The sequence below is a fragment of the Agarivorans sp. QJM3NY_30 genome, assembly GCF_050870855.2.
Classification (GTDB): domain Bacteria; phylum Pseudomonadota; class Gammaproteobacteria; order Enterobacterales; family Celerinatantimonadaceae; genus Agarivorans.
In genome coordinates this window covers 2,060,957-2,079,299 of the sequence record NZ_CP194038.2, presented here as the reverse complement: position 1 = coordinate 2,079,299, position 18,343 = coordinate 2,060,957, and the positions used below count along the sequence as shown (strand labels likewise).

Annotated in this window: 15 protein-coding genes and 1 tRNA gene; 5 read left to right on the top strand and 11 right to left on the bottom strand. The window is 42.8% G+C overall.

Annotation, left to right across the window (positions count from 1 at the left end; translation table 11 throughout):
* Positions 1 to 57 precede the first annotated feature (57 nt).
* Entirely contained in the window at positions 58 to 753 is a 696-nt protein-coding gene (locus tag ACRRSX_RS09580) for a PilZ domain-containing protein (protein ID WP_432453430.1), read from the top strand.
* Between the two features lie 232 nt (positions 754 to 985).
* On the opposite strand, the gene ACRRSX_RS09575 is transcribed toward ACRRSX_RS09580, so the two are convergent.
* The 5 genes from ACRRSX_RS09575 to yejK all read right to left on the bottom strand — a co-directional run bounded on the left by ACRRSX_RS09575 (position 986) and on the right by yejK (position 7,302).
* A complete protein-coding gene (locus tag ACRRSX_RS09575) occupies positions 986 to 2,122 on the bottom strand; it encodes an ABC transporter ATP-binding protein (protein ID WP_432453431.1) in 1,137 nt (378 codons plus the stop codon).
* An 89-nt stretch (positions 2,123 to 2,211) separates the two neighbouring features.
* Positions 2,212 to 3,102: a maltose ABC transporter permease MalG gene (malG, locus tag ACRRSX_RS09570; protein ID WP_432453432.1), complete on the bottom strand. Its 891-nt coding sequence runs from the start codon at positions 3,100 to 3,102 to the stop codon at positions 2,212 to 2,214.
* Between the two features lie 12 nt (positions 3,103 to 3,114).
* Entirely contained in the window at positions 3,115 to 4,746 is a 1,632-nt protein-coding gene (malF, locus tag ACRRSX_RS09565; RefSeq protein ID WP_432453433.1) for a maltose ABC transporter permease MalF, read from the bottom strand.
* Positions 4,747 to 4,832: 86 nt separating this feature from the next.
* On the bottom strand, positions 4,833 to 6,014 hold the full coding sequence (malE, locus tag ACRRSX_RS09560; protein WP_432453434.1) for a maltose/maltodextrin ABC transporter substrate-binding protein MalE: 1,182 nt from the start codon (positions 6,012 to 6,014) through the stop codon (positions 4,833 to 4,835).
* A gap of 283 nt (positions 6,015 to 6,297) precedes the next feature.
* Positions 6,298 to 7,302 (bottom strand): nucleoid-associated protein YejK, encoded by a 1,005-nt coding sequence (gene yejK, locus ACRRSX_RS09555; protein ID WP_432453435.1) that lies wholly within the window; start codon positions 7,300 to 7,302, stop codon positions 6,298 to 6,300.
* Between the two features lie 74 nt (positions 7,303 to 7,376).
* Between yejK and ACRRSX_RS09550 the strand changes: the two genes are divergently transcribed.
* The 4 genes from ACRRSX_RS09550 to fabV all read left to right on the top strand — a co-directional run bounded on the left by ACRRSX_RS09550 (position 7,377) and on the right by fabV (position 11,307).
* Positions 7,377 to 7,595: a DUF1414 domain-containing protein gene (locus ACRRSX_RS09550; protein ID WP_432453436.1), complete on the top strand. Its 219-nt coding sequence runs from the start codon at positions 7,377 to 7,379 to the stop codon at positions 7,593 to 7,595.
* Between the two features lie 28 nt (positions 7,596 to 7,623).
* Positions 7,624 to 9,438 carry a DUF3413 domain-containing protein gene (locus ACRRSX_RS09545; RefSeq protein ID WP_432453437.1) on the top strand — a complete coding sequence of 605 codons (1,815 nt, stop codon included), beginning with the start codon at positions 7,624 to 7,626 and terminating at the stop codon, positions 9,436 to 9,438.
* Positions 9,439 to 9,525: 87 nt separating this feature from the next.
* Positions 9,526 to 9,602: transfer RNA gene (locus tag ACRRSX_RS09540), tRNA-Pro, on the top strand.
* 499 nt (positions 9,603 to 10,101) lie between these two features.
* Positions 10,102 to 11,307: an enoyl-ACP reductase FabV gene (gene fabV, locus ACRRSX_RS09535; protein WP_432453438.1), complete on the top strand. Its 1,206-nt coding sequence runs from the start codon at positions 10,102 to 10,104 to the stop codon at positions 11,305 to 11,307.
* Between the two features lie 122 nt (positions 11,308 to 11,429).
* Here fabV and ACRRSX_RS09530 read toward each other — a convergent pair whose 3' ends face one another.
* The 6 genes from ACRRSX_RS09530 to ACRRSX_RS09505 form a co-directional block, all read right to left on the bottom strand.
* Positions 11,430 to 11,792, bottom strand: a complete 363-nt coding sequence (locus ACRRSX_RS09530; RefSeq protein WP_432453439.1) for a hypothetical protein — start codon at positions 11,790 to 11,792, stop codon at positions 11,430 to 11,432.
* A gap of 66 nt (positions 11,793 to 11,858) precedes the next feature.
* Entirely contained in the window at positions 11,859 to 13,748 is a 1,890-nt protein-coding gene (gene ppiD / locus ACRRSX_RS09525) for a peptidylprolyl isomerase (protein WP_432453440.1), read from the bottom strand.
* Positions 13,749 to 13,836: 88 nt separating this feature from the next.
* A complete protein-coding gene (gene hupB, locus ACRRSX_RS09520) occupies positions 13,837 to 14,109 on the bottom strand; it encodes a nucleoid-associated protein HU-beta (RefSeq protein WP_432453441.1) in 273 nt (90 codons plus the stop codon).
* 212 nt (positions 14,110 to 14,321) lie between these two features.
* On the bottom strand, positions 14,322 to 16,670 hold the full coding sequence (lon, locus tag ACRRSX_RS09515; RefSeq protein ID WP_432453442.1) for an endopeptidase La: 2,349 nt from the start codon (positions 16,668 to 16,670) through the stop codon (positions 14,322 to 14,324).
* 124 nt (positions 16,671 to 16,794) lie between these two features.
* The gene (gene ruvC / locus ACRRSX_RS09510) at positions 16,795 to 17,316 is read right to left on the bottom strand and encodes a crossover junction endodeoxyribonuclease RuvC (protein WP_432453443.1); all 522 of its coding nucleotides are present in this window, start codon (positions 17,314 to 17,316) and stop codon (positions 16,795 to 16,797) included.
* A 6-nt stretch (positions 17,317 to 17,322) separates the two neighbouring features.
* Entirely contained in the window at positions 17,323 to 18,066 is a 744-nt protein-coding gene (locus tag ACRRSX_RS09505; protein WP_432453444.1) for a YebC/PmpR family DNA-binding transcriptional regulator, read from the bottom strand.
* Between the last annotated feature and the right edge of the window lie 277 nt (positions 18,067 to 18,343).

Sequence of the window (18,343 nt, the reverse complement as noted above, 5' to 3'; positions counted from 1 at the left end):
CACAAACACGATTTATATGATATTGTTATAAGATTATCAAAATATACAGAACCAGCCGTGGAACCGATTTCCCCAGATTTATTAGCTGAATTCAATGCCCTGCCCTGTCAAACCGAGGTCCATTTACAAATTCCGACGGCCACAAAACCCTTGCGTTTACGTAGTCGTTTAATCGGAATTGAACCTGGTATGTGTTTGATCCTTTCGAGGGGAATAGATCAACAGTGGGAAGCCGCTAAAGAGAAAATTCGAGAAGGTCAGTCGATTGTGATTCGCCTAGTTAATCAAGGCGATCCTAACGCGACCATTTTTGCTTATCGAGGCAATATATCAAAACTGATGAGTAGTGTTGGCCGATGGTTGGTGGTGGATTACCCTCGTCGGATCCAAAAAATAAGTTTGCGTCAGCATAGCCGCATGCCCATTGCCTTAGCTAGCACACTACTTTGTCAGCACCAAGCACAGACGTCGTTTCATGGGGTCCTAAAAGATTTATCACTTAATGGAGGCGGTTTTGTTTGTGAGCCAATCCCATTACCTTTGAGTTCATTGCCTTTTAAATTACAACTAAACCTCGATAATAATCCAAGCATCAGTATTGATGCGAGTATTTGTAATCAACACTTAGAGCAAAGAACACCTGAACGTCTGCACTATGGCTTAACCTTTAACGCCAAGAACGCCGAAAAGAAAAATTTTGTTCAAATGGCATTACTGGAAATGATGCAACGCGAGAATAAAACCAACCCATAAAGCCAAATAATAGCAATCTGATTAATGATATGATCAACTTGTTGCGCAGAATAAACCTGCCGATAACGAGGCATGAAGTGCAGTAACTCGTGGCTCTAATTACAAAATACGTAAGCCAGTTAGCGATGATTTAGGCCCGCAAGAATCAACAGATAATGAGTTAGATTGACTATAAATTAAACGCTTATAAAAAAAGCGACCGAAGGGCCGCTTTGCTATTACTGGTCAACTTCTAGTCTTTGTTGTACTTAGCAGTACGTGGGAACGCATTGCCTTTACTATCAAACAAGTAACATGCTTTAGTTGGCAAGCCAACACGAAGATCATCACCATTGTTAGATGGAAATTCGCTACGTGCTTTAAAGGTGAAATCAAAGCCTTTCACGTCCATATAAACGTAAGACTCGGAACCTAAATGCTCGGCAACTACAACCGTACCTGTAATGAAGTTCTCTGCATGAGCATGGGTATCTTCTACCAAGTGCTCGGGACGACAACCTAACTCAACCGTATCGCCCATTTTAGCTCGGGTGGTGTCAATTGCAGCACTAATGATGTCACCTGTCACCAATTTTATTTTGCTTTCTTGCTCACCGACTTCAATCAGCTTACCTTCGATAAAATTCATTTTAGGTGAACCAATAAAGCCAGCAACAAATTTATTGGTCGGATTATGATATAGCTCTAATGGCGAACCATATTGCTCCAAATTACTGGACGCATTTGGCTCTAGAGGGCTAAGGACCACAATCTTATCCGCTAACGTCATCGCTTCCACTTGATCATGAGTCACGTAAATAATGGTAGATTGAAGTTCTTTGTGTAACTTCGCTATCTCGATGCGCATTTTCACTCGAAGCGCTGCATCTAAGTTTGACAAAGGCTCATCAAATAGGAACACTCCTGGCTGTTGGACAATACAACGACCAATAGCAACACGTTGGCGTTGACCACCACTTAATTCTTTAGGTTTACGGTCAAGTAAAGGGTCTAAGCCCAAGATATCTGAGGCATTAGAGACACGTTTTTCAATAATCGCCTTATCGACTTTCTTCAATTTCAGACCGAAAGACATATTCTCACGTAAATCCATATGTGGGTATAAAGCATAAGACTGGAACACCATACCAACATTACGTTCTACTGGCGGTACGTCGTTCATATAGTTGCCGCCAATCTTTAACTCGCCGCTAGTGATATCTTCAAGTCCGGCAATCATTCGTAATAAAGTTGATTTGCCACAACCTGACGGACCCACAAACACCACAAACTCACCATCTTTGATATCTAAGTTAATGTCACGCAAAGTGTCTTGGTGAATACTCGGATCATAGTTTTTACGTACATTGTTTAAAATTACATCAGCCATTATCAGCTCCAAACTGAATAAAGCGCTTTGCTTTATTCATCAATCGATTTTGTATTGCGTCGTTACACCTGCAACTACGCCCAAATAATTTAACCTTTCACACCACCCGCAGTTAAACCTCCAACCAACCATCGTTGCGCCATGAGGAATACCAAGGTAATAGGGAAACCTGACAATACTGCCGCTGCGGCGAAATCACCCCATAAGTAGTTTTGCGGGTATAAGTATTGCTGAGCACCAACAGCAAGGGTGAGCTTATCGACATCTTGCATCAATACAGAAGCCATAGGCACTTCGGTAATCACACCGATAAATGCAAGGATAAACACGACCGCTAAAATTGGCACAGACAGCGGCAACAAGACCAACCTAAATGCCTGCCAAGGTGTTGCGCCATCAATTGCTGCAGATTCCTCTAAGGCCGGGTCGATGGTTTCGAAGTAACCTTTAATCGTCCAGACGTGTAGTGCAATCCCCCCAAGATAAGCCAATATCAAACCACCGTGAGTATTTAAACCTAACCATGGAACATACTCACCAATCTTATTGAACAAGGCATAAATCGCGACCAAGGCCAATACCGAGGGGAACATTTGAAAGATCAACATCCCATTTAAAATGGTTGCCTTGCCTTTAAAGCGCATCCGCGCAAAGGCATAAGCACTGGTCGTCGATAGGGCTACAATCAGTAATGCTGAAATGCCCGCAACTTTAATCGAGTTCCATAACCAAATCAGTACCGGAAATGGTGGTGGCGTGGTTGAACCATCCGGATTCAACACCGAAATACCTAAAGCCAAACGCCAGTGATCGAGCGTGGGATTTGACGGAATCAACTCTCCAACAGCAAAGTTACCAGTACGGAAAGAAATAGTGATGACCATCAATAATGGAAAAATTATTAAACATAGAAATAAACATAAGCTAACGTGAGTTGCTAGTTTTCTATACTTCAAAGACTTAGCTTGAACCATTGCCATAACAACTCCTCCTTATGCCGTTTTATCAGCTTTTGTTAATTTCAAATTGACTAAGGCTAACGCGCCAACCACCAAGAAGATCAGGGTAGCAATCGCACTGGCAAGTCCATAGTCTTGTCCACCATCGCCTTGGAAGGCAATGCGGTAGGTATAACTTACAAGTAAATCGGTGGTACCCGCTGGGGTTGAGGCACCGATAATATCGGGCCCACCATTGGTGAGTAACTGAATCAACACGAAGTTATTAAAGTTAAAGGCAAATGAAGCGACTAACAAAGGCGTCAATGGTTTCATCAGCAGCGGCACAGTAATATTTAAAAAATTACTGATAGGGCCTGCACCATCCATTGCAGAGGCTTCATAAAGATCTTCAGGAATAGACTTAAGCATCCCTAAACATAAGATCATCATGTATGGGTAGCCTAGCCAGGTATTCACGATCAGAATCATCGACTTGGCCATAAGGGGATCGGTGAACCAATCCGGCTTGATGCCAAACAAAGATTCCAAAATGCCGTTTATTTCCCCAAAGTTTTGATTAAATAAACCTTTAAACACCAAGATAGAGATAAATGCAGGGATAGCATAAGGCAGAATGAGCACCACGCGATAAATCGCTCGACCTTTGAGCTCTTCCCATTGAATGAGGCAGGCGAGAACCATACCGATCGCAAGAGTGAAGGCAACGGAAGCGGCCGCAAAAATAACCGTCCAAATAAAGATCTCAATAAAAGGTTCTTTAATCCCCTTATCGGTCATCACTCGATCAAAATTCTTCCAACCCACTTTCACAGTAAAACCAGGGGCTAAACGCTCACCAACGAACTCACCATCACCATCAATATACTGAAAATAACCAGTCTCCATATTCGGCAACATCAGTTGACCCGTCTGGTTATTCCGTAAGATCGAAGGGCCAGGCAGAATAACACCACTATCTTTCAGTACCACGCCGTCTTGTAAACGAGAGTATAAAGGCTTCATCGCAGAAAATTTACGCAAGCCATTCATCACTAACTCATCACCATTCGGAGTCACAAGAATTAAACTACCTAAAAACTGCCGATGAGTAATAATGTCCTTAATTGGGGTTACGGGAGAATTTGGCAAACTATCAACAACTTTCAATTTAAGTCGTGACGTTTCCAAACTAAGCTTTTTAGCCTTAATGTCCGCATTAGAAATAGCGTCAATGGGACGTGTAATAAACATCACTTCATCTTGCTTCAGCGCAAGAATATACTTCCCATCCTCAGCTCGATGCAATTGAAAGCCAAACGAGCCACCTTTCGCCATATATATTTTCTGTGTATGTAATTGTTCTACCCGCTCCAACGATAACAAATTTGTTCCGCTGTAATTGGTAAACGCAATACCAATGGTATAGGCCAAAGGGAAAATAATAAACACAACCATGCCGGCAATGCCGGGGAAAATATAGCGATGTGCATACATTTTTTTATTCACAAAAACATACACACCAGTAGAAACAACAACAAGGGTGAGCAATGCAAATGCATACTCACCACCTGCATACATCAGCACAATTGCGTAGCCGTTGAGCAACACAATCGCTGAAACCAGTAGCAGTTTTAGCCAAGCATACTTGCCCTGCATAAAACCTGGAGACGCAGAATGACCCATCTTATGTACAACCTTTGAGTTAGACCGAAATTAACAAGAGGAGGGTAGACCAAGCCCCTCCCCCTAATCGAAATAATATGACCGTATTATTTCGCTATACGACGCGCAGCGGCGTCTAATGCTTTATCAATCGGCTGACGACCGCTGGTAATGTTGGTGAGAGATGTTGCCATCGCCGACCAAAATTTACCCATGGCCGCAACATTAGGCATTGGCTCGCCATCCTCAGCATTCGCAAAGGTCGCTGCAATACGAGGATCACCCGCTAACTGTTTCATAAATGATTTAAGAGCAACAGCACCTAACGGCACATCATCGTTTACCGTTTTCAAACCTTCATCGGTTATCAAATAGTTTTCTAAAAACTCTACCGCTAAATCAGCATTGGGTGAGGCCGCGTTAATTGCACCAGCCAATACACCAACCATTGGCTTAGCTTTTTGTCCATTAACCGTTGGAATGTAAGTTACACCGTAATTAATGCCACTTTTATCGAGGTTATCCCAAGCCCAGGGACCATTAATCATCATCGCCACTTCGCCTTTATTGAAGGCTGAATCCATCACCCCGTAATCAGCTCCCTTCGGCATTTGACCGCCATCGATCAGGTCTTTAATTACTTTCGCGCCCATTTTCGCGCCAGCATTCGCTACACCGGTATCTTTTACGTCGTAAGCACCATTCTCAAATTTGAAGATGTAGCCACCATTGGCTGCCAATATCGGCCATGAAAAATAAGTGTTGTTGTAATCCCATAAAATAGCGTGTTTACCATCTTTTTGTAGCTGAGCATCTAAGGCTGGAATTTCTTCCCAAGTTTTTGGGGGAGTCGGTACTAAATCTTTATTATAAATAAGACCAATTGATTCAATCGAGATAGGGTAACCATAAACTTTGCCATTAATCGTGACCGCATTCCAAGCAAAGTCCTCTATAGCCGCTTTTTTCTCAGCGCTCGGTTTCAGTTCTGCTAATAAACCGGCATCAACCCAATCGCCGAAACGGTCATGTGGCCATAAGAAGATATCTGGGCCTGAACCAGTTGAAGCAGCCTGTTGAAATTTACCAGGGGCGTCGTCTGGGTGAGCAACACTCACTTTAATGCCGGTATCGGCTTCAAAGCGTTTGCCTACTTCTGCTAAGCCGTTATAGCCTTTATCACCATTAATCCAAATAGTGAGCTGACCTTCCTCAATTGCAGCAAAAGCATTCGATACCATGCCCAAAGAAGCAACCGCAATAGCAGATGCAAGAATTGTCTTTTTCATTAGCCTTTCCTTAACTGTCGTTATGATTATTGTAGTCGCAAGAGTAACTTGCTGAACTTGATTCTAGCTCAACAGAACTGAAACTCACATGACTCAGCTCGCAATTTTGAAACTATACTACATAACGAAAAAGCAAGGAAAGACGGGGCCTTAAAGGCAATCCAATCTCAATAAGTTGGTAATAAAACAACAAAATTAACTACATTAGCACTTGAAAACCTTTGCATGTGGTAATTTTACAACAACAATGAAACTGACAACCTTTTCAAACATAGCTACTGACTTAATTGTTATTTTTAAGTTGTTCTCTCAAATTAGGCGGGATACCAACAATTGTCAAAGTATCGCTCGCCTCATCATAAAATACCCGCTCTCCTAACAGCTTTTGCTCGAAGCTAATAGAAACGCCTTTCCCTTGACCAAAACACTTAGCAAGTTTTTTCAAAGTGCTGCGGTCTGCTGGAAACTGCTCTTCCAAAGGATAGTTTTCGGCCGCAAACTGATAAAAATCGACATTTTCATCGTCGGTCGGTAAGGCCTTAGCAAGTTCACCCACAACGATTTCTTCACCATCTTTAAGCTGCTGCTCACAATAACTTTTCACTTCAGCTTTATAAGCTTGTTTCTCTTCTTTATCTAACTGCGTCGCTTGGCAATAATCATCGACCGCTTGCATCAATACGGTATTTTGCAACTTCACATCAAGACCATCATCACAACCAAGAAACTCAACAAAAAAATCTGCAATTTTACGCCCAGCCCGACCTTTCACATAAGAAACATAACGTCTCGATTCAGCGTTACGCTGCATATCGGTAATATCGATCCGGGCTGCTAATTGAATTGAACTGGTTTCCAAATAACGACTCGCGGTCAGCTCTAGACTTTCATCAACCGCCGGTGAAGTTTTATTTTCGAGCAACATAATTAATAAATACTCGCCAGCGACATGTTCATAATGAGCCAGTAACAAAACCCCCTGCTCTATAAACTCATATTTTTTGAGTTCTTCAACCAGTACTGAGCCGCTATCAACACTAAACCGATGAAAATCCAACTCGCTACTCAATAACAGATCGAGCTTCTCTTTAAAGGTACTGGTGTTTTCTGGCGGGTAGTAGCCAAAGCCTTTGGCTGCACGGCCACTAAAGTTCAAGTGTAAACTCTCAATGAGACTGAGCGCCTGCTCGCTATGCAGCATTTCTTCGCTGCGGGCCTGTAAGGCGATTTGGCCGTCGGCTGCCAATTCTAATGAATGTAAAATAAGATGTTTTAATGAAATACTCATAGTTTTTGCTGTTAGTGTTTACTGACAAGGTGGGGTATTATACGCGTCTTTATCGTTAATTTTGCAGAGAAGAAATGGCAATAGTTTCAAAATATTCCACAGAGCAAGTGGAACAATTACTAAATGATGTACTCAAAGTAGTCAACAACCATAATGTAACCACCGATTTAGCATTAATGGTGTTAGGTAATGCAACGACTTGCCTGATTAATCAACGTGTTGCTCCAGAGCAAAGGAAGACTCTTGCCGAAGGTTTCTCAAAAGCACTGAAAAGTTCAATCAGTGAATCATAGGCTACCCTGAAGGACTTAAGAACAATCAATGGTAAATAACTCAAAGCAGTACCGAGACAAGGTGTCACAGTTAATCAGCTGGGGACATTGGTTTTGTTTGTCTAATATCATTCTTTCATTAATTGTAGGCTTACGTTATTTGGTGTTGGCCGCAGCGCCAGAGACATTTTTAGGCCAGAGTTATTTACTGATCAGTTGGTTGGGCCAATTTTCATTTATTGGCTTTGTACTTTTTTTGGTGACCCTATTCCCCCTCAGTTTTGTATTCCCCAGCAATCGAACCCTTCGTTTTGTTGGCGCGCTCTTTGCCACTTTAGGGGTTAGTCTACTGATTGTTGATACCGAGGTATTCGCCTCCTTTAATCTTCATCTTAATCCAGTCTTACTGGAACTCTTAGTCGATAAAGAGCAAAATAGCCAAGCAAACACCCTTAACTTACTATTTGTCGCGGTACCGTTCATCTTCTTGCTAGAGTTATGGCTGGCCCGACTCTGTTGGAAATATTTACGACGTTTAGAGCATGCCCATTTAGGCGTACCTATCGCAGTATTACTATTTATTTGTTTTTTGCTTACCCATCTGGTGCACGCTTGGGCAGACGCAACCGATTATCGCTCGATTACTCAACAAAAAAACAACTACCCATTGTTCTACCCACTCACGGCTCGTAGTTTTTTACAAGAACAAGGGATTTTCGATGTTGATGCATATTACCAACAAGTCAATAAACGCGAGACAGCAAAGCTAGGCGGATTGCGCTACCCTATTTCTTCACTGAAATATGCACCTACGGCACAACACTACAATGTGATGCTGATTGTCGTAGAAGGCCTACGCTGGGACGCCCTCAATCAACAAACAATGCCCAACAGCTGGAAACAGGCCAAACGTTCTAGTCAGTTTTTTAGTCACTATAGCGGTGGTAATCGAGCACAAGAAGGCTTATTCAGCTTGTTCTATGGCATCCCAAGCAGTTATTGGTCTAATATTATCAAGCAACATCAAAGCCCAGTACTCATATCCGCACTGCAAGCACATAACTACCAAATCGAGCTCTTCAGTAGCCGTGGAGTAAACCACCCTGAACTCGCCGGAACCAGCTTCGCCGGTGTTAAAAACCTCGATATGACCGAATGGCCAAGCGGGGCGAAAGGCGATAAACAAGCGATTCAAAAATGGTTAATCTGGCAGCAAAGCAAGTTCTCCCAATTACCTTGGTTTAACTTTCTTTATTTAAATGGCGTTGCTGCGTTTGATAATGGTAACGGTGACGCCATCCAAGTCGTCACCCCCGACTCATTACGTAGCGGCTATCAACAAGCAGCCCAGCAGCTCGATCAACAACTTGCAAAAGTTTATGAACAACTAAGCCAAAGTGGCCAACTAGAGAAAACCATACTCATCTTCACCTCTGATTATGGTAACGAATTAGGCGATAACAACAGCAACTACTGGGGCAATGGTAGCAACTTTAGCCGCTATCAAACGCAAGTTCCGTTATTTATATCTTGGCCCAAGCAAACACCAACGCTACAACATGGTGATACCAGTCATAACGATCTAGCACCCACCCTATTAGAAGGTTTGCTCGGCGTAAACTCAAACCCAAATGGCTATAGCAGTGGGCAAAATATCTTCAAAAAACGCAAGCGTGATTGGATATTAATTGGCAACCAGGAACAACAAGCCGTTGTTCAGCAAAATCAAATTACCTTGTTTAATAAATCCGGAAGTTATCGGGTATTTAATCGGGAACTAGAGCCCAGTAATGCCTCTGTTTCAGTCCCGATGTTGGTACAAGTATTGAACGATTTAAAACGTTTTTATCAGCCACAGCCCTAATTTGCCTATTCACTGAGCAATCGAACACAAATTAGTAGGCCGTGTATTGACAGCGGACCGATACCTAAGTAAATTCACAGCTCAAATCGGTACGTAGCGCAGCTTGGTAGCGCACTGTCATGGGGTGTCAGGGGTCGGAGGTTCAAATCCTCTCGTACCGACCACATTAAAGCCCGTCGCCTAATCAGCGACGGGCTTTCGCTTTTCAAAGGCAATTATCTTCGGCTGTTTAACTCCTTTGCCTATGAATCGTCGGCCATCGTTTTAAGTTTGCTTGAACTCACCAATAGCGGCTATAAGTCCACCACTCATATCTTTGTATGCGTAGCTGCAAAACGACCCGCAGCCATGAGTAAAATCAAAGTATATAAATTGAGAAATTCTATTACCTACCAACCCAAAGTTTAAAGTCATAAATGTCATAATAATAGACGATAGTACACGCGCGTAATTGGTACTCAATAAGCCAGCGTGACGCATTGTAATAATCAGTAAGAGCACCTTAAATAAACCAAATCTACCTTTCTTCAGAATATTTTAGGCAACTGCTCTGATCAGCCCGCTGCCATGCCACTTTATAAACAAACGTGCTAAAATCGGCGCATAAAAAATAGTGATGAAACAAACTACTTCCCCCTCTTTGGGTGACTTTAAGGAACGAATATGATTATCAAACCTAAGATCCGTGGTTTTATTTGTACAACCACCCATCCGCTTGGTTGTGCTGCCAATGTCCAAGAGCAAATTGACTACACCAAACAGCAAGGCCCAATAAAAAATGGGCCAAAAAGAGTATTGGTTGTCGGGTCATCCAGCGGTTATGGTTTATCTTCACGTATCGCAGCGGCCTTCGGCAATGGCGCCGCAACCATTGGTGTTTTCTTTGAGAAAGCAGCAACAGAAAAGAAACCAGGAACTGCTGGTTGGTATAATGCTGCGGCCTTCGATCAAAAAGCTCACGAAGCTGGTTTATATGCCAAAAGCATTAATGGTGATGCCTTCTCACATCAAGCCAAGCAGGCAGCTGTTGACTTGATTAAGCAAGATCTAGGACAAATTGACTTAGTAGTTTATTCCTTAGCGTCTCCAGTAAGGAAGCTCCCAGATACCGGAGAACTAATACGCTCCAGCCTAAAACCTATTGGTGAAACCTACAGCGCAACCGCCGTAGATACCAATAAAGATACCATTATTGAAACCAGTGTTGAGCCTGCGACAGAACAAGAGATCGCAGATACAATCACGGTAATGGGTGGCGAAGACTGGGAGCTTTGGATTAAAGCGCTGGATGAAGCGGGCGTACTCGCCCAAGGCTGTAAAACCGTTGCCTATAGTTATATTGGCACCGCATTAACTTGGCCAATTTACTGGGATGGCGCTTTGGGTAAAGCCAAAATGGATTTAGATCGTGCCGCCGTATCTTTAAATGAAAAATTAGCCACACGTGATGGCAGCGCCAACGTTGCAGTACTGAAGAGTGTCGTGACTCAAGCTAGCTCAGCGATCCCTGTGATGCCACTTTACATCTCAATGGTGTTTAAGATCATGAAACAAAAAGGCGTTCATGAAGGCTGTATGGAACAAATCTATCGGATGTTTAGTCAACGCCTCTATCGTACAGACGGCAATGCTCCAGAGCTTGATGAGAGCAATCGCTTACGTCTTGATGATTGGGAGTTAGCCGAAGATATTCAACAAGCTTGTGTTGATTTATGGCCACAAATCACCACCGAAAACCTGCGTCAACATACGGATTACGACTACTATAAAGCCGAGTTTTTGAAACTATTTGGTTTTGGTATTGCCGGAATTGACTATGAGGCAGACGTAAATACCTTGGTTCCTTTCAACGTGATTGAAGTCGCCTAATGACAAAAGAGCCGCCCAACAATTGAGCGGCTCTTTATTCTTTAACTTTAAACAGAATTCGGAATATAGAAAGAGTAATACCAACGTCATCAAGCGATTGATTATCCCGAGTTCAATTTATGTTATTTATTCACCTTGTTATATCTCACTCGACCCGCTCTCGGTAAATAAGCATCAAGATATAAACCGTCTTTTGCGATTTTATACTCTACCACTTTGTCTGCCGAAGTGACGATCACGCGTTCACCTTTGATTTCGTATTGAGTGGCGACCCGACTCCCAGACTTTAGCTGTCCTATTTGATCAAATACCAAGCGATCTTTCTTGCCATAAAATGCCTGCTCAGATTCCCAAGTTCCGATTAAAGGATTAATCGTCACTCTTCGCTTTGCTCCAACTAACTCAGGATAAGAAAAATACAAAAATGCTAACACCCCTAGGGCGATAACCACCAAAGCCGAAATTAATACTAAGGATTTTTTCACCAACGTCTCCGATAAATAAAAAGGGCGAAACCGCCCTTCTATTCGCTTGTTAACTCAACATAAGGTTTACAGCAAAGTTTTAATCTCTGCTTTACTCTTTAATAAGTCAATCAAGGTTTGGTAACTCGCTTCTGTTTTAATGCTGGCCAGCTGTTGTAACCAACGTTGAGTCTCTGTGCTTTCTACGGTTTCCACCTCATTGACAGCGGTAAGCTGTAATACTAGCTGATCACCATTCATTGTGCTTATTCGCCCGGCAACTTTCTGCGCTAACGGCTTAGCCATCATAAATAAATGCCGAATAACTTGCGGCTCTAACTCTTGGCTATCCCGAGTCAATTGACTCTTAGTCGTAAACTGTAAGTGTTGCTGATAAAGCAAATCATCTAAGCCTTCACCAGATTTTAGCGCAGCAATCAACTTGTCAGCATATGCTTGGGCTGCTTGAGTCGCTCTAGTTTGGGTTAAATTACTGGCAATTTGCGATTCAACGACTTCGAAAGGTTTCACGGTCGCCGCCGAATGCCCAGTAACACGAACCACTACAGAGCTATTATCCGCCAGTTGAATAACATCACTATTTAAACCTTCAGCAATAAATTCTGGGTCGAATAGCTTACTTATCACCTGCGCTTGCCCTAAAACTGCATTTGCATTAGTACGACTTAAACCCTTAACCGTTTCAAGCTTAAGGCCTGTCTCGCTAGCCACTTCAACTAAAGAATCAGGAACTTCAAAAGACAGCTCAGCCACTTTTTGCGCTTGTTCATAAAACGCTGTTTGTGCCTTTTCATGTCGTAATTGTTGGCTGATTTGCTCACTCACTTGGTCGAGCGGCTTCACTTGTGCAGTTTGTACATCAAGCAACTTAATTAAATGGTAACCAAAAGCGGATTTAACAATTGGACTCACATCGCCTTTCTGTGCAAGCGCGAAGGCGGCCTCATCAAATGCTGGGTCCATCACTCCACTTTCGAACCAATCAAGCTCACCGCCTTTTTCACCACTAAAGCTATCGTCGGATGACTCTGCAGCTAAGGCCGCAAAATCTTCACCTTGATTGAGTTTGGCTAATAACTGTTCTGCTTTTGTTAGCGCAGCGGTTTCGTCGTCACCAAAATTAACCAAAATATGGGCAACTTTACGCTTTTCTGGCTGAGTATAAGTTTGACTATTTGCCTTATAGAATTGATCTATTTCCTCAGGACTTACTGCGATAGTTTTAGCCAATTCATCAGCATCAACTAAAATATACTCAACATCAACCGACTCTTCTGTTTTGAAGCTATCTTTATGTGCTTGATAATAAGCCTTTAAATCTTCGCTTGAAGGCTTCTCTGCCGCAACGAAATTTGCAGTTGGGATCGTCACATAGCGAACATCACGAGTTTGTTGATTTAACTTCGCCAGTAGCTCTGCTTCACTCGGTAACGCAAACTCACTGCCTAATAAAGCGTTTTGCAACTGTTGACGAGTCAAGTCATTACGCATCATATCGCGAAATTGACTCGGCTGAAAATGTGCTCGAGAAAGTACCGCTAAATAGCGGTCATTATCAAAACGCCCGTCAACTTGGAACTCTGGCATTTTGAGAATTTGCGACTTAAGCTGTGCATCACTGATTCTGAGTCCATACTGTTCAGCGGCTTGATCAAGTAAACGTTCTGACACCATACGGTCTAACACGTTATTTCTAAATTGGGCCATATAGCTTGGGTCAGCGGCTAATTGATTAAAGGCGTCACCAAATTGATTTTCTAATCGCGCCCGTTCATTTTGATAGGCTTTATCAAATTCGGCACGACTAATTGATTCGCCATTCACGGTTGCTGCTAATTGTTCGCTTGGACTCGCAATATAACTACCAACACCAGCCAGTGCAAAAGATAAAATGACCAGACCGAGGATGATCTTGGCTACCGGACCTTGGCTTCCTTCACGGAGCTTTTCCAACATGCTTAGTTACTCTTTACCACATAAATAATGAAAAAGCGCATCGTAGGATGCGCCTTTGACAGACCGCAAATCAATCTACAGCTGACAATTAGTTTACTGCGTCTTTCAACGCTTTGCCGGCTTTAAACGAAGGTACGTTAGCAGCGGCAATTTGAATTTCTGCACCGGTTTGTGGGTTACGGCCAGTACGAGCCGAACGTTCTTTCACTTGAAAAGTACCAAAACCTACTAAGGCAACATTATCGCCTTCTTTCAACGAATCAGAAATAGCTTCGATAAAAGAATCAAGAGCACGACCGGCAGCGGCCTTAGAAATATCTGCACCTTCAGCGATTTTGTCTACGAGTTGAGCTTTATTCACAATGGGTTCCCCTTGTTGTTATTCCTTTTCATTTTACCGCGGGAAAAGTTCCCTATTATTTGCGGCTCAGAACCAGGCTAGTCAGTCTACAGTTAGTTAATTTATATACTATTAATTTGTCATAACGGCTTATATGCCAGCCTTAGGCTATAGCCCTTAAACAAGGCTGGCAAGAATTATTTTACGATTGAATTGCGTTTATTTGCATTGACTCAAGCTTTTACCTCAAAGGCTTCAGGATTTTGCTCTAAAGCAGCTTCTAACACCTGCTCAATCCAGCGCACTGGGATGATTTTTAAGTCTCCAATGACATTTTGTGGTATTTCTTCCAGATCTCGTTCATTTTCCTTTGGAATAAGCACCGTTTTAATTCCACCACGGTGAGCTGCCAACAGTTTCTCTTTTAAACCACCAATCGGCAATACTTCTCCGCGTAAGGTAATTTCGCCAGTCATCGCAACTTCGGCTTTCACTGGATTTCCCGTTAAACTAGACACCAAAGCAGTACACATTGCGACACCCGCACTTGGTCCATCCTTTGGAGTTGCACCTTCAGGAACATGCACATGGATATCGCGCTTCTCATAAAAATCACTATTGATCCGCCATTTATCGGCTCTCGAACGAACCACTGTCATCGCAGCTTGAATTGACTCCTGCATCACGTCACCCAAGGAACCGGTATAAGTTAACTTGCCTTTACCCGGAACAGAGGCGGTTTCGATGGTAAGTAGATCCCCACCAACTTCAGTCCATGCAAGGCCTGTGACCATACCCACACGGTTATTCTCATCGGCTTTACCATAATCGCAGCGTTGCACACCTAAATACTGACTGAGATTCTTTTGGCTAATTTCGACTTTCTTGATCGATTTATCCAACAAAATTTCTTTTACCGCTTTACGGCATAACTTAGAAATCTCGCGTTCTAAGTTACGAACCCCAGCTTCTCGGGTGTAATAACGGATAATGCCAATAATGGCACTATCGTCAATGACGATCTCATGCTCTTTCAAACCATTGCGCTTAATTTGCTTACTAATGAGGTGCTGTTTGGCAATATTAAGCTTTTCATCCTCGGTATAACCCGATAGCCGAATCACTTCCATTCGATCGAGCAAAGGACCCGGAATATTCATTGAGTTTGAAGTTGCCACAAACATGACATCAGAAAGGTCGTAGTCAACTTCTAGATAGTGATCGTTAAAACTATTGTTTTGCTCCGGATCGAGAACTTCGAGTAGCGCAGAAGCAGGATCGCCACGCATATCAGAGGCCATTTTGTCGATTTCATCCAACAAGAAAAGTGGGTTTTTCACCGCAACCTTCGACATTTTTTGAATCAACTTACCCGGCATAGAACCAATATAAGTTCTACGATGCCCACGAATTTCGGCTTCATCGCGAACGCCACCTAAAGCCATACGAACGTACTTACGCCCGGTGGACTTAGCAATCGATTGGCCTAAGGAGGTCTTACCTACGCCAGGAGGCCCCACTAAGCATAAAATGGGTCCTTTCAATTTGTTCACTCGGCTTTGCACCGCCAAGTATTCCAAAATGCGCTCTTTAACTTTTTCTAAACCATAGTGGTCTTGATTCAGTACTTCCTCAGCTTTGGCTAAATCACGTTTAACTTTGGAGCGTTTTACCCAAGGAACACTGAGCATCCAATCAACATAACCACGCACCACGGTCGCTTCAGCTGACATGGGCGACATCATTTTCAACTTATTTAATTCGGCCAAAGTTTTTTCTTTGGCTTCCTTGGGCATGCGAGCTTCGTCAATCCGCAAAGAAAGCTGTTCAAATTCATCTTGACCATCTTCAGATTCACCCAGCTCTTTTTGAATCGCCTTCATTTGCTCATTCAAATAATATTCGCGCTGGCTCTTTTCCATTTGCTTCTTAACACGGCCTCGAATTTTTTTCTCAACCTGCAACAAATCAATCTCTGACTCCATCATGGCCATCAAATATTCGAGTCGCTCGGGGATACTAGAGAGCTCTAATACTGATTGCTTATCTTCAAGCTTCAACGGCATATGCGCAGCCATGGTATCCGCTAGACGTGCAGCATCATCAATTCCAGAGACTGAGGTTAATACTTCAGGTGGAATTTTTTTGTTCAGCTTGATGTAACCTTCAAATTGGCTAATCGCTGAACGAACCATAACTTCTTGCTCTTTCTCATCAGGCAGCACAGAGACAACATACTCAGCAGAGGCCACATAGTACTCGTCTTCTTGAATAATTTCTTCTAACTTAGCCCGTTGACTACCTTCAACCAACACTTTTACAGTGCCGTCAGGCAGTTTTAAGAGCTGCAGAATATTAGCCACCGTGCCTACAGTGTATAAGTCTTCCACTTGTGGATTATCATTACTTGCATCTTTTTGCGCCACTAATAAGACTTGTTTGTCTTGGTTCATCGCGCTTTCTAAGCAACGAATAGACTTTTCACGACCAACAAATAGTGGAATAACCATGTGTGGATATACCACTACATCACGTAGCGGCAATACAGGAATTTCAAATCGTTCTGAACGCTCTAAGGTCATGTCGTCCTCTTTACCTTAGCTAATAGACTCTATCAGCTATATTGGGTCAATTTTTCGTGTTTCAATTCGACCTGGAGTATTTTTAACAAAAAAACTGCAGGTCGCTGCTTTTTTAATCAATCACTTACCGTAAACGGCGCCGAACAGTACCAGTTACTTTACCAGCCATACTAATTAAACTTTGCCGAGTATGACAATGACACAAAGCGACTGCCAAAGCATCTGCTGCATCGGCTTGAGGGCTAGCCGACAAACTTAATAGCTGGGTTACCATATGTTGAACCTGTGATTTATCTGCCGCACCAGTACCCACTACGGCTTGCTTGATTTGCCGAGCCGAGTATTCCGATACTGGGATGTCACGAGAAACTGCTGCAACAATTGCAGCCCCTCGCGCTTGACCAAGCTTCAATGCCGAATCGGCATTTTTGGCCATAAATACTTGTTCAATCGCAAACTCGTCAGGAGTGAATTGTTCAATTATTTCGCTCACACCCGCATGAATTTGCTTTAATCGTAATGGTAATGCCTCCGCTTTAATACGAATACAACCACTGCCCAAGTAAGTTATTTTCCCATGTACTTGCTGAACTAAACCATAACCCGTAATCCGAGAGCCTGGATCGATGCCTAAAATTATACTCACAATAACTTATAACTGTGCCGCAACATCATCAGAAATATCCCCATTATGATAAACCTCTTGAACATCGTCGTCGTCTTCTAACATGTCAATTAAACGTAATAGTTTAGGCGCGGTGGTCGCATCTAATTCAGCTTGAACAGAAGCGATCATTGTCACTTCGGCATTTTCTGCGATAAATCCAATCGCATCGAACGCATCTTTCACTGTCCCAAACTCATTGGGGGAAGTGATTACGTCAATGCTTCCGTCATCGTGACTCTGAATATCTTCCGCACCACTGTCTAACGCGACCTCAATAATCCGTTCTTCGTCGCTGCCTGCCGTAAAACAAATAATACCTTTTTTCTCGAATAAATATGCAACACTTCCGTCAGTACCTAAGTTCCCACCACTCTTACTAAAAGCATGTCTCACACTTGATACAGTACGATTTCGATTATCGGTCATCGTTTCCACTAGGACCGCAGTACCTCCTGGCCCATAACCTTCATAGATAACCGTTTCCAGTTGTTGTCCATCAAGCTCACCAGCTCCACGTTGTACCGCCCGATTCACAGTGTCCCGAGTCATATTATTAGATAGCGCTTTATCAATTGCGGCTCTTAATCGAGGGTTCGCATCGGGATCGGAGCCCCCTTCTCTGGCTGCGACCGTAAGTTCTCGAATAAATTTTGTAAAAATTTTCCCGCGTTTAGCATCTTGAGCAGCTTTGCGGTGTTTTATATTTGCCCATTTACTATGACCGGCCATCGTTATCCCTATAAAGTAATATACATTGCAATGATAAACTCGATAAACGCGACAAGCCTAGCATTATCTTCCTCTCCATCGAACTTAAAGCGCCTTATCATACTGATAATTAAGGTGATAATAGGCTGCAAGAGCAAAGCAATCTTTACATAACATGGATCTTAATCCTAGTCGTAGCATTGACTTTACATCTTGCACCAAGTCAAATACTGACTAGATAGTTAATATAGTAACTCTATTATTATTATTTTTGATACCCATCGATAAATAACCTTTG

Bases quoted from the DNA above. Each gene is read 5' to 3' on its own strand.
- ppiD (WP_432453440.1), bottom strand. From the start codon at position 13,748: ATGTTGGAAAAGCTCCGTGAAGGAAGCCAAGGTCCGGTAGCCAAGATC.
- malF (WP_432453433.1), bottom strand. From the start codon at position 4,746: ATGGGTCATTCTGCGTCTCCAGGTTTTATGCAGGGCAAGTATGCTTGG.
- ACRRSX_RS09505 (WP_432453444.1), bottom strand. From the start codon at position 18,066: ATGGCCGGTCATAGTAAATGGGCAAATATAAAACACCGCAAAGCTGCT.
- ACRRSX_RS09545 (WP_432453437.1), top strand. From the start codon at position 7,624: ATGGTAAATAACTCAAAGCAGTACCGAGACAAGGTGTCACAGTTAATC.
- malE (WP_432453434.1), bottom strand. From the start codon at position 6,014: ATGAAAAAGACAATTCTTGCATCTGCTATTGCGGTTGCTTCTTTGGGC.
- yejK (WP_432453435.1), bottom strand. From the start codon at position 7,302: ATGAGTATTTCATTAAAACATCTTATTTTACATTCATTAGAATTGGCA.
- ACRRSX_RS09575 (WP_432453431.1), bottom strand. From the start codon at position 2,122: ATGGCTGATGTAATTTTAAACAATGTACGTAAAAACTATGATCCGAGT.
- malG (WP_432453432.1), bottom strand. From the start codon at position 3,102: ATGGCAATGGTTCAAGCTAAGTCTTTGAAGTATAGAAAACTAGCAACT.
- ACRRSX_RS09550 (WP_432453436.1), top strand. From the start codon at position 7,377: ATGGCAATAGTTTCAAAATATTCCACAGAGCAAGTGGAACAATTACTA.
- fabV (WP_432453438.1), top strand. From the start codon at position 10,102: ATGATTATCAAACCTAAGATCCGTGGTTTTATTTGTACAACCACCCAT.
- lon (WP_432453442.1), bottom strand. From the start codon at position 16,670: ATGACCTTAGAGCGTTCAGAACGATTTGAAATTCCTGTATTGCCGCTA.